Source organism: Paenibacillus sp. Soil750 (assembly GCF_001428045.1).
In the GTDB taxonomy this organism is placed as follows: domain Bacteria; phylum Bacillota; class Bacilli; order Paenibacillales; family NBRC-103111; genus Paenibacillus_E; species Paenibacillus_E allorhizoplanae.
This window is the reverse complement of record NZ_LMSD01000040.1, coordinates 66,231-80,602: the sequence shown is the minus strand read 5'-3', so window position 1 is coordinate 80,602 and position 14,372 is coordinate 66,231. Positions and strand designations below refer to the sequence as shown.

11 protein-coding genes are annotated in these 14,372 nt (G+C 46.5%); all 11 read left to right on the top strand.

Features of this window, described 5'->3' with window-relative positions; translation table 11 throughout:
• Nucleotides 1-149: 149 nt before the first annotated feature.
• Nucleotides 150-1,346: a glycosyltransferase family 4 protein gene (locus ASL11_RS27855; protein ID WP_056622085.1), complete on the top strand. Its 1,197-nt coding sequence runs from the start codon at nt 150-152 to the stop codon at nt 1,344-1,346.
• A 76-nt stretch (nt 1,347-1,422) separates the two neighbouring features.
• A complete protein-coding gene (locus ASL11_RS27850; protein WP_056622083.1) occupies nt 1,423-2,310 on the top strand; it encodes a LysR family transcriptional regulator in 888 nt (295 codons plus the stop codon).
• A gap of 92 nt (nt 2,311-2,402) precedes the next feature.
• Nucleotides 2,403-2,840: a rhodanese-like domain-containing protein gene (locus ASL11_RS27845; RefSeq protein ID WP_056622082.1), complete on the top strand. Its 438-nt coding sequence runs from the start codon at nt 2,403-2,405 to the stop codon at nt 2,838-2,840.
• 187 nt (nt 2,841-3,027) lie between these two features.
• Nucleotides 3,028-4,335, top strand: a complete 1,308-nt coding sequence (locus ASL11_RS27840; protein ID WP_056622080.1) for an MFS transporter — start codon at nt 3,028-3,030, stop codon at nt 4,333-4,335.
• 273 nt (nt 4,336-4,608) lie between these two features.
• On the top strand, nt 4,609-5,379 hold the full coding sequence (locus ASL11_RS27835; protein ID WP_082595895.1) for an ABC transporter ATP-binding protein: 771 nt from the start codon (nt 4,609-4,611) through the stop codon (nt 5,377-5,379).
• Nucleotides 5,342-6,442 carry an efflux RND transporter periplasmic adaptor subunit gene (locus ASL11_RS27830; RefSeq protein ID WP_056622078.1) on the top strand — a complete coding sequence of 367 codons (1,101 nt, stop codon included), beginning with the start codon at nt 5,342-5,344 and terminating at the stop codon, nt 6,440-6,442. The genes ASL11_RS27835 and ASL11_RS27830 overlap by 38 nt, the downstream gene beginning before the upstream one ends.
• Nucleotides 6,443-6,447: 5 nt before the next feature.
• Nucleotides 6,448-9,357, top strand: a complete 2,910-nt coding sequence (locus ASL11_RS27825) for an ABC transporter permease (protein ID WP_056622728.1) — start codon at nt 6,448-6,450, stop codon at nt 9,355-9,357.
• A 1-nt stretch (nt 9,358) separates the two neighbouring features.
• The gene (locus ASL11_RS27820; protein ID WP_056622076.1) at nt 9,359-10,285 is read left to right on the top strand and encodes an ABC transporter ATP-binding protein; all 927 of its coding nucleotides are present in this window, start codon (nt 9,359-9,361) and stop codon (nt 10,283-10,285) included.
• Nucleotides 10,282-11,766: an ABC transporter substrate-binding protein gene (locus tag ASL11_RS27815; protein ID WP_056622074.1), complete on the top strand. Its 1,485-nt coding sequence runs from the start codon at nt 10,282-10,284 to the stop codon at nt 11,764-11,766. The genes ASL11_RS27820 and ASL11_RS27815 overlap by 4 nt, the downstream gene beginning before the upstream one ends.
• Before the next feature lie 30 nt (nt 11,767-11,796).
• Nucleotides 11,797-13,953, top strand: a complete 2,157-nt coding sequence (locus ASL11_RS27810) for a hypothetical protein (protein WP_056622072.1) — start codon at nt 11,797-11,799, stop codon at nt 13,951-13,953.
• A gap of 170 nt (nt 13,954-14,123) precedes the next feature.
• On the top strand, nt 14,124-14,348 hold the full coding sequence (locus ASL11_RS27805; protein WP_056622070.1) for a helix-turn-helix domain-containing protein: 225 nt from the start codon (nt 14,124-14,126) through the stop codon (nt 14,346-14,348).
• Nucleotides 14,349-14,372 lie beyond the last annotated feature (24 nt).

Here is a 14,372-nt window from a genome sequence, read left to right as displayed (position 1 = left end):
CCCCTTACAATTAAGTAATACAATGTGTGGATTACGCTAAGTTAACGAAAGGAAACGAGGCGATGATACCAAAATGGATGAAGTCGACGCTGAAAACCATCCTTTCCGCAGTGATCGTGTCAGCAGACTCGCGAGGAAGGTGAGAAGTTATGAATCGTAAAAAGGTCGTACTAGTTACGGGTGTATTTCCACCAGGAATCGGTGGGATGCAAAGTTATTACTTCAACCTATCCAAACATACCAAACATGACATTACCGTGCTGGCTCCTGAGTATCCGGGGAGTGAAGCATTCGATGGCGAACAGTCGTTTCGGACAGTGCGAGGATCATTTATGCGTGGAGAACGTGCACACTTTTTAAGTTGGGGACGACTGTTCAGCCACGTGAAAAAAATGATGACGGTTGAAGAACCAGATGTCACGGTATATGGCTATGTGCTAATCGGTTTCATTGGATTGCTGTTTAAAGTATTTGGTGGGCGCCGTTATGTCATTTCGACACATGGCATGGATATGCTAATGTTTCGCCGTTTTTTCGGCTTAAATTATGTAGTTAAACAAATATTGATACATGCTGATGGCGTGTTGACGAATAGTTTATTTACTAAAAGGTTCGTGGAGGATTATGGGGTTAATCCTTCTCGTATTAGTCTTGTGCATCCTGGCGTAGAGGCCGTTTTTGAGCGGAAGCCTGTAAATGTGGAGCTACTTAGACGGCATGGGCTTGAAGGTAAATATATTATTTTATCCGTAGGGAGATTAGTCACGCGAAAAGGGCAAGATCGGGTCATAGAGTCGATGCCCCAAATTATCCAACACATTCCCAATGCTGTGTATGTCATTGTTGGTGACGGACCAGAACGAGCTCGCCTCGAGCAACTTGCCCGCACTACAGGCGTTACGAATGCTGTCATGTTCATTGGAAGCGTAAACGGCGGTGAGGAATTGAATGACTATTATAATTTGGCTGATCAGTTCATTATGGTATGCAGGGAACTGGAGAAGGGGGATGCGGAAGGGTTTGGTATTGTATATATGGAAGCAGCATCGACGGGTATTCCGGTCATTGCTGGAAGGTCTGGTGGTGCTCTAGAAGCGGTGCTTGATGGAGTGACAGGAGTTCTTGTGGATCCGAATTCACACGCCGAAATTGTAGAAAGCGTTCTCCAGTTGGCAAGGGATGAGGCGTTTAGAGAAAGGCTTGTACAGAGTGGTTATAGACGTGCGAAGTCCAGTTTCCAATATGATGTGTTGGCAGAAAAGTTCGATCAGTATGTGGAAAGCCTTTGTGCGACCCATCCTTCACGTAAAAAGTTTATTAGAAGTCGATTTGATATGAAGTCATGATAGTTGATAAGACCTTAGGTCCTTGTTATATTTCAAATAGAGGAATGCTCCTAGTAGACTCGTGGAGGTGAGACTTATGGAAATGACGTACTTGAGGACATTTCGCGAAGTGGCGAAGTGGGGAAGTTTTACGCGGGCCGCGGAAACGCTAGGCTATGCCCAATCAAGCATTACAGCCCAAATTCAGAAGCTCGAGGAATCCTACGGGGCTGTTCTCTTGGAACGTTTTGGACGGAGTATGAAATTAACGATGGCTGGAGAAGCACTCCTGCAATATGCGAATGAGATTAATAGGTTGCATGAAGAGTCTAAGGAAGTCGTATCCCAGCAATCCAAGGGGACACTCACGATTGGGACGATCGAGACGTTAGCAGCTTTCTACCTGCCCCCGTATCTACAGGCGTATCGCCGCGATTTCCCTGACGTCAACATTGTCATTCAACCAGGGAATGAACCCTTCATTATTGAATCGGTGAAAGAAGGCGCTCTGGACATCGGGATCATTCTGGACCCGCCATTTACGGATCCAGAGCTAGAGAGCCTTATTTTGAGAGAAGAACCACTTGTCATCATTGCAAGTCCCGATCATAAATTAGCTGGGCAAAGTGAAGTTCACGTGGAAGATCTGCAGAATGAATCTCTTATTCTGACCGAGGATGGCTGTACGTACAGAGCAATGTTGCTTAAGGTGTTAAAAGGAAATCAAGTGAGCTACAAGTTATCTTACGAGTTCGGTAATCTGGAGGCGATCAAGCAGTGTGTAACCTACGGACTTGGCATTGCACTATTGCCACGAATTGCGGTTGCTGAGGAAATCCGCAAAGGCCAGATCGTCGCGATCCCCTTCGTTGATCCAGCGTGTAAGTTCTACACACAATTGATTATCGCAAAGAAAAAATGGAAATCCAAAGCCTATCTAGGTTTTCTAGAGTTGCTCGGCGGCGCCAACTATCGAAATGATTGAAGTATAGGTTCAATAACTATCGATAACTCCAGTGTTTGAGGCTGTGTTACAGTAGCATTAAGAAATCGACAACCACACTGGAGGTAACCCAAATGACCATTCAAACAACCAAATCACTCGTTCTTGAGACGCCTGCTGCATCACCGGAGCATACGCACCAGCATTTTATGAATAAGCTTTCGGTAGAAACAGACGTTGCGGATGTACGTTACGACATGCAGCATGGCTGCAATGACTTCCTGCTCATCGATGTTCGCAGCGCAAAAGCCTACGGAGAATGCCATGTTCCCGGTGCGATTAACCTGCCTTCCAACCAGATCAGCGTCGAAACGACGGCTTCCTTTTCCAAAGAGCAAACGATCGTCGTCTATTGCTGGGGACCAGCTTGCAATGGGGGTACCAAAGGGGCCGCTCGTCTCTCAGGTCTAGGATTCAAGGTGAAAGAAATGCTAGGTGGTATTGAGTACTGGCGGAAGGAAGGGAATGCGGTAGAGGGAACACTTGGTCAAGCAGCGCCTTTAATCGGGTAAATATAGGTAAATGGAAAAGCATCCAAGGCGTTGGATGCTTTTTATGTGCGCAGATCAGCGTTCTTAGGTGTCGGCATCTTCCTATGTTTATTGATGAAATGATCAAGTAGTTTGACATAGCCAATAACGCCAGACACAGGTATGATAGTGGCAAAAGGCGTTTCGTAGCAGGGGAGGAGGATTAGGAATGGCTGAAGGAAGCGAATGGATCCAAACATATAAGCATTCTCCAGAAAAACAGCAGCAGCTCTACCGCAAGACACTGATGACCGTCATCATCTCTCAATTATTCGGTGGAGCAGGGCTTGCCGCAGGTGTGACGGTCGGAGCGCTGCTTGCGCAAGATATGCTAGGAACGGATAGTTTAGCTGGCCTCCCCTCCGCATTGTTGACGCTAGGTGCTGCTTCGTCCGCCTGGATAGTTGGACGATTGTCGGGGCGTTACGGTCGGAGGGTAGGTTTAACAGCGGGTTTCCTCGCCGGAGGAGTAGGGGCCATAGGCGTCGTATTCGCAGCTGTTGCGAATAACCTGCCACTTCTGTTCGTCTCGATGCTTATCTACGGCGCGGGAACATCAACGAATCTTCAAGCACGCTATGCAGGAACAGACTTGGCAGGGCCTAGGCAGCGGGCAAGAGCGATCAGCTTAGCCATGGTCTTCACGACATTTGGTGCAGTCGCAGGGCCGAACTTAGTCGGAGTGATGGGGCGATTCGCGACATCCGTCGGTGCACCAGCGCTTGCGGGGCCATTCATGCTAGCCGCTACGGCTTTTGTACTAGCGGGCTTGGTGTTGTGGATATGGCTTTGGCCAGACCCTTATATTGTGGCTAAAGCGATAGCCGAAGCGCAGGCAACGGATCCAACGCAAGGAGGAGTGACCGCGAAACCTTCAGCACCAGCTGGGCGTAACCGAGGTATTCTCATCGGGAGCACGGTGATGGTGTTGACGCAGATTGTCATGGTCGCGATCATGACGATGACGCCGATCCATATGAAGCATCATGGACATGGCTTAGATGCAGTCGGCATGGTCATTGGTATTCACGTCGCGGCTATGTTTTTGCCTTCTCTGGTAACAGGGATACTTGTGGATAAACTCGGGCGCATCTTCATGTCCTGTGCATCGGGAGTTACGCTGTTATTGGCCGGTTTGCTTGCCGCGTGGGCGCCAGCGGATTCGATGTTCTGGCTCATTGTCGCGCTGGCCTTGCTCGGACTTGGCTGGAACTTCGGTCTGATCAGCGGTACTGCGCAGATTATTGATGCGACAACGCCGGCAACACGTGCGAGGACGCAAGGAACTGTTGATGTCTTAGTCTCGTTGGCGGGAGCATCTGGCGGAGCTTTGTCAGGCATGGTTGTTGCGCATTCAAGCTTTGCTTGGTTGTCTTTGGCGGGGGGATTCCTGTCCTTGTTGCTGATCCCTGTTGTTATTTGGTCGCGTAGAGGGATTGCGAGTAGCCGCGAAGGTGTAACTAAGTCTTCTAAGTAGTCATTTTTGAAAAATACGAAAATCAGCGATTCATTCAAGAGATGGTTCATTGCCAAGGAATTGGCGGTGAACCGTCTTTTTGTTTTGTGATAAATAGGTATTTAGTTATATGGATGTATTTACCAATTAATAGTATATTCCAATGTATTCGTGTAAATGGGATTATCATCCAAATAATTAGATGAAATTACCAATTACTCTGAAACTTTTTAATAACTAGCTCCGTCTACTTTATCATACGGATAATTTGGAAATGAAAGGGAAATTAACGATATGGCGAGCTGGTTGCGTAAAAAAAGTACATTGGAGGCCTTTTCTGTCGAAGAAGAACCGTTTTCTAACAGCGCCTCCTCCCGCATCATTGGGCCCGATTCACCTTTGTTGACGGTACGTGATGTACATCGCTCCTTTCAAGTTGGGGGTCAGCAGTTAGATGTCCTGAAAGGGATTGAAATGGAGCTGAGGCCGCTGCAACTTGTCATGCTCAAAGGTCGATCGGGTTCGGGGAAAACAACCCTGCTTAATTTAATCGGAGGACTGGATCTGCCAACGAAGGGGGAGATTTTGTTTCAAGAGTATGCTTTTCACCACAGCAGTGATGATGAGAGGACGTTGATCCGTCGTAAAGAGATCGGTTTTATATTTCAGTCCTATGCTTTAATGCCGTTGTTATCTGCTTGGGAAAATGTTGAGTTGGCGCTGCGCATGGCAGGGATGCCACGCTCTCAGTGGAAAGAGCGGGTCAATCATTGCCTAGACCTTGTCGGTCTTAGCAAACGGATGCATCATCGTCCCTATGAACTTTCCGGCGGGGAACAGCAGCGTGTCGCGATCGCCAAAGCTATTGCACATAGACCATCGCTCATATTGGCGGATGAACCAACGGCTGAACTGGATTCTCAGATGGGCGCCCAGATTATGTCTGTTTTTCGCAGCATTATCGCTACAGAGCAAGTCACGATTTGTATGACAACACATGACCCTACAATTTTGGAGGTTGCCGATCATGTTTATGAAATGGTGGACGGACGATTCGTCACGTAAGTGGGCGATGAGACCGCTAGCAGCACTATTATTAAGTTCCACACTCCTTCTTGCTTCGGGATGCTCCCTATTGCCCAAGGAACAGGATGAAGAAGCGCTTCCGTCGATTAATCCACCTAAGCTTTCGAAAAAGCCTGAATATACGGTGAAAACAGAAACCCTTGAGACGAAAGTGAGAGGGAGCGGGCGATTAATGGCCTTACAAGAAGAGAAATTGTTCTTCTCCGAAGATATGTCTGCCAAACGGATAAGTGCCATACTTGTGAAAAATGGAGATTCCGTTGAACAGGGACAGCCGATTGCCGAACTCGACGTGTCGGATATAGAGAGCGATTTAAAACGGAAGAAGCTTCAAACACGTAAGGACGAACTGACGATGATCGAAACGCTTCGTAAGGCTGATGAAATGACGCCTGAACAAGTCGAGCAAGCGAAGATTGATTTTGAACTGAAACGCGAGGAGCTGACGAAGCTTGAATCACAAGTAAGTAAAGCGAAACTGCTCGCACCGTTCAGTGGAACAATTGTCACCGTATCTGTTAAGAAAGGTGATACCGTGAAGTCTGGGGAATCCGTAGCAACACTCGCGGATTTGAAAGAACTAACTGTCGCTGCAAGCATTAGTGCTGATGATGCGAAGAAAGTGGCTATCGGCATGGAGGTTCAGGTGGATATCAACTCAGCTGGTCAGCACAAAGGGAAAGTAAAACAGCTTCCTAACCCGCAAGCTGGGAACAACAATGGTAATGGTGGGTTCCCTGGTCAGGGGCAACAAGGGGAACAGGATACGATTGATAACTATTTGGTTGTTCAGTTGAATGAGTTTCCCAAAGGGCTGAATCGCGGTACGCCGCTAAGCGTGACGATTATTACCCAGAGGAAAGAAAACGCCACGACGATCCCGCTTGCAGCGCTACGTTCCTATTCGGGCCGAAATTATGTGCAAGTCGTTGATACCCAAGGAAATAAGAAAGAAGTGGATGTAGAAATTGGTCAGCAGACGTCAACCGATGTGGAAATCATAAAGGGTCTCACAGCCGGACAGAAAGTAGTAGGTCGCTAATGTCCATGCCGATGCTGCGGTTTTTATTTCGGAAAATGTGGAATACCCGCTGGCTAACGCTCAGCACCCTGCTTGGTCTTGTCATGGCCGTGGCTTTCACCACAAGCATTCCCATGTATGCCGATGGGTCTCTGAAGCGCGTCGTCGCCAAATCTTTAGAAGAAAAGAGCGAGGGACTTCCCGCAGGCTCACTACTTATGCGGTATCAAGCAGTAGGGACAGAACGTGCAGATTTGAATGATCTGGCGAGCATCAATACATATATACAACAGGATGTTCCCAAAGATATTGCTTTTCCTATACATACATATGCAAGTAGTTATGCAATCAAAGGGGCGCCGTTATCTCCCGCTGAGGGGACAAAAGCCGATCCAAGTAAACGTCGTCAAATGACGTTAACGTCACTAAGCGGGTTAAAGGATGAAGTCGATTGGTCAAATGGACACATGCCTTCGGGGCAACTACAAAATGGCCAAATGGAAGCTGTCGTCCTAGAAGAAGCGCTGTTTCGTAACGATTTACACGTAGGTGATGTGTTCAACTATTCCGTTGCAAGTGCAAGCGGCAGTCAATTGCTTAAGGTGAAGATAGTAGGTTCCTTCAAACCGAAGAACGAAACGAGTGCGTATTGGTTCCAAGGGTTAGAAGGGTTAGTTAATGCACTTATTATTAGCGATGATGTATTTATGAAGACGTTGCTAACGGAGAAGAAAATTCCGCTGCAGCTTGCTAATTGGTATTATGCATTCGATCTGCGAGACATTCAAACAAGTCAATTGTCACCGCTTGAGAGTCGTTTGGAACGACTAGATATTAACTTGTTTCAGAAACTTAAGAATACCAAGGTAGATGTATCCTTCAAGCCGATTCTGACCGAGTTTAAAGCCCAGAGCCTACAGATGCAGATTTTATTATTCACATTGGCGGCTCCCATGATTGTCATGGTTTTCTATTACATTATGATGAATGCCAGACAATCGCTGGATCGACAGCGCGGAGTGATTGCGATTCTGCGAAGCCGTGGGGGCAGCACGAATCAAATTGTAGGAATTTACTTCCTAGAAGGACTGTTACTAGGCGTAATTGCGCTGTTGATCGGACCGTTAATGGGCTGGTTCATGGCGAAGAGCATTGGTTCTACCAGTGGGTTTCTAACATTCGTGGATCGCAAATCGATTCCGATTAGCTTTACACCAGAAGCTATGCTTTACGGTGGGCTCGCTGTTTTCATTGCGATTCTTGCCAGTGTTATTCCAGCTGTGCTTTTCGCAAGATCTTCCATCGTCAATTATAAGCAGCAGCTCGCAAGGTCAGACCGTTCGCCACTATGGCAGCGGTGGTTCCTCGACATTGTCCTGTTGGGGGTTGTCGGTTACGGCTTCTACTTATTTGACCAACGCCAAGTACTATCGGTGCAAACAGGGATGACAACCGATCAACTTCAGGTGCACCCGTTGCTCTTTTTCGTCCCAGCACTTTCGATCTTCGCATTGGGACTGTTCTTTCTACGCATCTTTCCGTGGCTGCTGCGGTTGTTCGGTTGGTTTGGCCGAAAGTTCCTGCCTGTGCCGCTCTATTTAACGCTTGTTCAGCTGTCTCGTTCAGCCAAAGCATATTATCCGCTAATGCTGTTGCTTATTCTTACGCTCGGTCTTGGTGTGTACAATTCCTCGGCTGCACGTACGATAGATTTGAATTCTTCGGAGCGAATCCTATACCAGTATGGTACCGATGTCGTCATACAAATCGTGTGGGAAGGTTTCTCCGATGATTTGCCGCAGGATCCGAACGCCGGTGGAAAAGGCGGCGAAGCTCAAGGAGGTAATGGGGCAAATAGCGGGTCCGGTTCAGGCGGTGGCCAAGGCCAGGGTCAGGGTCAAGGTGGCCCGAAGCCTGGTGAGGATACTCCCACCAAAATACGTTATGTAGAGCCGCCATTTCAAGTATTCCGCGATTTGGAAGGCGTTCAGGCTGCTGCCAGAGTGATGCAAACCAAAGGGAATGTCGTCGTGTCCGGTAAATCTACCGGGCAGGGAACGATTATGGGGATCGATAATACGGATTTCGCTAAAGTAGCGTGGTTCCGACCTGATTTATTCCCTGCCCATCCGAATCAATATTTGAATTTGCTAGGCAGCTTTGAGCAAGCCGTTATCATTCCATCCAGTTATGCCAGCAAATATGCCCTTAAGGAGGGTGATTTGCTATCCATTACAATCGGACAGCAGCCCTTGGAATTCGTGATTGTTGGGATATTACCGTATTGGCCGGCTCAATATCCGGATCAAACACCATTTTTCGTAGCAAATCTGGATTACATCTACGATCAAGCACCAATTATACCCTATGAGGTATGGCTCAAAATGAAACCGGATGCTAAAGTGACTCCGATCGTTACAGCTTTACAGGCCAAAGGGATTGAAATTGCTTCCATTAAGGATGTTCGCAACGAGCTTATCGTCCAGAAGAAGCTGCCAGCAAGAGGCGGCGTGTTCGGTATTCTTAGCTTAGGTTTCCTTGTTTCTGTCGTCGTGTCTTTGATCGGTTACATGCTTTATTGGTTCTTTAACTTATCTAGCAGGGTCGTACAGTTTGGCGTCCTACGTGCCATGGGGCTTTCCCGCAAGCAATTGACCGGTATGTTGTTGCTCGAGCAGGGTTTCACTGCTGGACTATCCATCGTGTTAGGTATCGTAATTGGCAAGCTAACAAGCTATTTCTTCCTACCCTTTCTGCAAACTTCCCAGAATGTAAAGACGCAGGTGCCGCCATTCCGAGTCATATTCGATTCCAAAGACACCTATCAGTTATATTTCGTGGTTGTTTTCATGATGCTAACTGGTGCAATGTTGCTGTTCCTACACATTAGAAGGCTGCGCGTTCATCAGGCAGTGAAGCTAGGGGAGGAGAAATAGCATGATTACTTGCGAGGGCTTAGTGAAAATTTATAAAACCGACGAGATCGAAGTTGTCGCTTTGCAAGGGCTTAATATTCAGATTGACGACGGCGAATTGATGGCGATTATTGGCAATAGCGGAAGCGGGAAATCTACCTTGCTGAACATTTTAGGAGGTCTTGATCGCCCTTCCGCAGGTCAAGTGAAAGTCGGAGACTGGGATTTGCTTAAGATTACAGATAAGCAGCTCGTTGATTACAAACGACATACGGTGGGCTTTATTTGGCAAAATAATGCGCGAAATCTCGTTTCTTACTTGACTGCACTTGAAAATGTGGAAATGCCCATGATGCTTAGCGGGAACTATGATCCTGCCTACGCGAAGCAATTGCTGGACTGGGTTGGCCTTAGCCACCGCTTGAATAATAAACTGCAAGAGCTTTCCGGTGGTGAGCAACAGCGCGTAGCGATTGCGATTTCACTGGCAAACCGTCCGCGTTTGCTGCTTGCGGATGAACCGACGGGGTCGGTAGATACGAAGACGGCGGATATGATTCTTTCTATTTTCCAACGATTGAATAAGGAACTAGGTGTCACGATTGTGATTGTTACCCACGATATGTCTATGGCGGGCAAAGTAGGGCGCGTCGTTGCTATACGAGATGGGATGACAAGCTCGGAGTTTATTGCCCGCAACCCTTCGATATCAACTATAGAGGGAGTATCGACAGGACTCACAGGTGAAGCTCACGAGGAATATGTCGTGTTGGATCGTGCGGGCCGTCTACAGGTTCCCAAAGCTTATTTGACCGCTCTGAACATTAACGGGAAAGCAACGATGGAGTTTGATGGCGATACGATCATGATTAAAGCACCGAGAGCACTATCGGCAAATGAGGAAAAAGATTCATCTAATTCACGAACGGTTGGAGGAAAATTAAAATGATAAACATGACACGTAAGGTGCTCGTTACAACCTTAACCTTAGCATTGATGGCTCCACTTGCTGTTGCTTGTACCAAAGGGGAGAAAGCCGACGATAACCAAGAGCGTGTGCTGAGGATCGCGACTAATATGGGGTATGGTGGTAATTATGAATATTTCACACAGCAATTCACTGAAATATTTGAATTTGCTAATCCGAATATCAAGCTAGAAATAATTTCAACGATGGATGAAAAGTTCATGAACGGAAACATTCAGCCGGGTGAGAAGATGCCGGATCCGATGGAGAAGCTAAAAGAAGTGATGCAGGGCGATAATCCGCCGGATGTGGTTATGCTTGGTTATGAACAGCTGCCAGAAATCATCGAAAGTAACCTGCTATTACAGTTGGATTCTCGCATAACGAAAGATAAATTCGATACAACCGGAATTGTTCCAGCCGTGATAGAGGGAATGAAGAATGCAGGCGGTGGCAAGCTTTATGCCCTTGCTCCGACATTCAGTTCCTCAGCACTTATTTATAATAAGAAAATGTTCCAAGATGCGGGAGTCGATTATCCGAAGGACGGTATGACATGGGATGAGACATTTGATCTTTCCAAACGATTGGCGAAAGGTGAAGGGGATAAGCGTATCAATGGGTTCTCTTTTACAACTCAAGCCCAGGGTGGCGATTTGTTCTACGGCATGCAAATGTATACAGCTCCTCTGCAATTAAAAATGTTTGATGATGCTGGGGAGAAGATGACAGTAGATACGGACCAGTGGGAGAAAGTATGGGCCAAAATGGCACAGTTGCAAAAAGATAATGTTTTCCCAGCGGTAGCAGATCCACAGAAACAAATGAATCAAAGGTTTGATCAGAATAATCCCTTTGCGTACGATGATTTTATGTCGGGTCGGTTAGCTATGGGGATTCTCAATTATGGCCAAATTCAACAGCTTACGAACGCAAATAAAAATGCAGCCAATTATAAAGGTTTCACACCGATCGATTGGGACGTTGTCACAATTCCTTCTCACCCCGAAGCCAAAGGCGTTGGCGGCTCTATTTATATGAATGGCATTATGGGCATTAACGCCAAATCGCAAAATCCAGACGATGCCTGGAAGTTCATCAAGTTCATTAACGGAGATGAGTGGGCCAAACTGAAATCGCGCAGTCAAAACATGTTGGTGGCACGCTCCAAATATTTGAAACCTACTGAAGGACTGGATTTTCACATGGAAGCTTTTTATAATGTCACACCGGCTCCAATTGAAGATAATTCGAAAATTTATCGAAATAATCCTAATATTTATCAAGTGCAGGAGATTGGTCGTAAGCTGTTTGCCGATGTCCTACAAGGGAAAATAACGGCTCGAGAAGCGCTTAAGAAATGGCAAACGGATGGCGATGCCATGCTCAAACAAATGAAAGAAAACCCAGGTGCACCCTTGCAACCGATGATGAATCAAGCTCAAGCAGTTCCCGCAGGATAAGATGGATATGGAAGGAGGAAATAGCCCATCATGATTATCAAAATTCACCACAAACGTGTAGCAACTATAGCCTTGTCAGCACTGCTTACGCTAGGAGCCATTACACCTGTCTGGGCCGATAGCAGCCCCTCCACACTTGTTCTAGATGTGGGAAAGGTCAACATGACTGGAAGCAGTTACTTTGAGTTGAAACAGATTCATCTACTACAGGATCAAAGTGGGAGGTTAGCGACATTTACCATTACCATCCATAATGAGGGCAGCAGTGAACTGCAATTTATCGATTATTGGGTGCGTCTGAAAAGCAAATCGGGCAATCAATTCTCAGTTCGATTACTTCCGGCAGATAAGGATAAGAACCGGGTAGCTCCCGGTTCAACGACAGATATAACGTTTTATGCAAATGTGAATACGAGCACGAACTTACAAGACCTCGTTGTGCAATTTATTAAGTGGGATTTCAACCAACCTAATTTTGAACGAGTTTTGGGTGAGGTTGCCATTCCTGATGACTATACAGATGTAACACCTGCTGATCTTGCATCTGTGATTTCTGTCGGTGGAACTAACGTGAAGGCTTCGATTAAAAAGTTCGTCAGTAACAAGAATGAGAAATATCATGTTCCAACGGTGTATGTGAGTTTGGAGAATGTTGGAAGTCATACCGTAACTATTCCTGCGTACCTCTTCTCTATTCGTACTTCAGAAGGGCTGCTGTATCCGATGGAAGCCAAAGGATTGAAGGATTTGCAGATTAATCCGAAGGAGACGAAGGAAATTCAGCTCTCCGGCTCGATTCCGATTGCTGTTGCTGCAGATGCTTGGCAATTAGCGGTTGCGGAGACGATTCCAGACTTGAAATTGAATGTCGCCGTTGCGAACTTCCAGCTTCCAGCTGTTTCTCAGCAGGAAGGGGGCTCCGTAGGGAAGGCATATACCTTCACAAGTAAATCTGGTGTGTATACGACTCAGCTGAACGGTTTGCACAGATTGCCGTGGGAAGATCAGGATCTGCTTACAGCCGATTTAACACTGAGCAATAATGGGGAAGAAGCGCTGCCTATACCGAAATTATCCGGGTATTTCTTATTGGATGACGCAGTGAAAATTGATGCAAAGCTTATCCAGACGGCTAAAGTGATTGGGTTGGGAGCGGGTGCAAGCGTCAATCTGCAAATTGCAGGCAAGGTGCCCTATACGTACGAGTTTTCTCAAATTAAATTAGTTCTCCAAGAGAATGAGGGGGAAACGGCAGGGACAGGAACGGGTACAAGTACAGGCAGTACCACAGCAACAGATGTGCTGGAGTTCTCGACACAAGCCGAACTGCAAGCCATTCCATTCATCGGTATGGGGCAATTTTATACATCGAATGATATCGGGCGAAAGGCGAAGTACGGGGTTCGGAGCGTGTCGACCTATGAGGATAAAACGAATATCATGTACTCCGCGATGGTGGAAGCCACTAATTTGGAGAAGCGGTTCACGAATGTGTCCAAGCTTGTTGCCAATTTCCGTTCGTCAGACGGGACGGTATTCCCGGCAAACGTTGTTGAAGTGAAGAACAAGATTAGTCCTACTGGCAAAGCGCTGCTCAATGTTTGGGCAACAGTTCCCAAGGGATTCTCCACGACAAATATGAATTTACTTTTAGGAGAAGCAGTCACGGAAGGCAAGCTGTCGGAAGGGGAGAAATCCGTCCCAGATTCCTATGTGAATCCCATAGCTTACTGGCTGCCAGACGAGAAGACCCATGTAGCAACAACACTTAAAAATGTGGATTTATTCCCGTATACGATCTCGATTGATAAAATAGGAACATCCATATCGGACGGTGTATTTACGTTGCAATTCAACTACGAGTTAACCAAAGAGAAAATGACAGAGATTAATACCGAAGGTCATAACTTGCTGCTTGTATTTGAGGATGGCGGCGGAATTAAGCGATTTGAGAGGGCATTTGATTTCAAAGATTTTGATGTCATTAATGGTGATTCAACAGCGGATGAAGATTCTAAGATTCGTCTTGGTCAGAGAGACAATTTCAAAATAACAATTCCAGATCCTGGCCTCATTTATAATACGAAGTTTCTACAAAAATATACATTCAGTATCTATGACGAATTCCAAGGTCAAAGAAAGCTACTAGCTACACAAAAAGCTGATTGGTTTATTACTACGGACTAAAAGCCGAAACCAAAGCGCTTAAAGCAAGATTTCCTATCTTTGCTTGCAAAACCCAGCCTAAGCTTACACTACTCTGTGAATGCTTAGGCTGGGTTTTTTACTGCGAATAAAAGCTACTAACGTTGGCGAGGCTGTGGGTAACAATCTTTTGGACAGGGGGTTAGCCGCGAATGAAATTTGAACTGGGTCGTTGTTTACTACAAGAACGCTTGGATGAGCGCGGAATGGGTAGGGAAGAACTAGCTCGAGCCCTGTTGTATAAGCCTGAGCGGATCGCTGACTATATGGAAAATAAGAGAGTCATGCCTTTGCAAGTGGCGATTTCCGTTGCGGATACCATCGGTTGTCAGGTGAGGGACTTGTATGAGTTGATTAACGAAAATCCCACCCTTTAATAAAGGAGTGGGATTTGTTCTTTT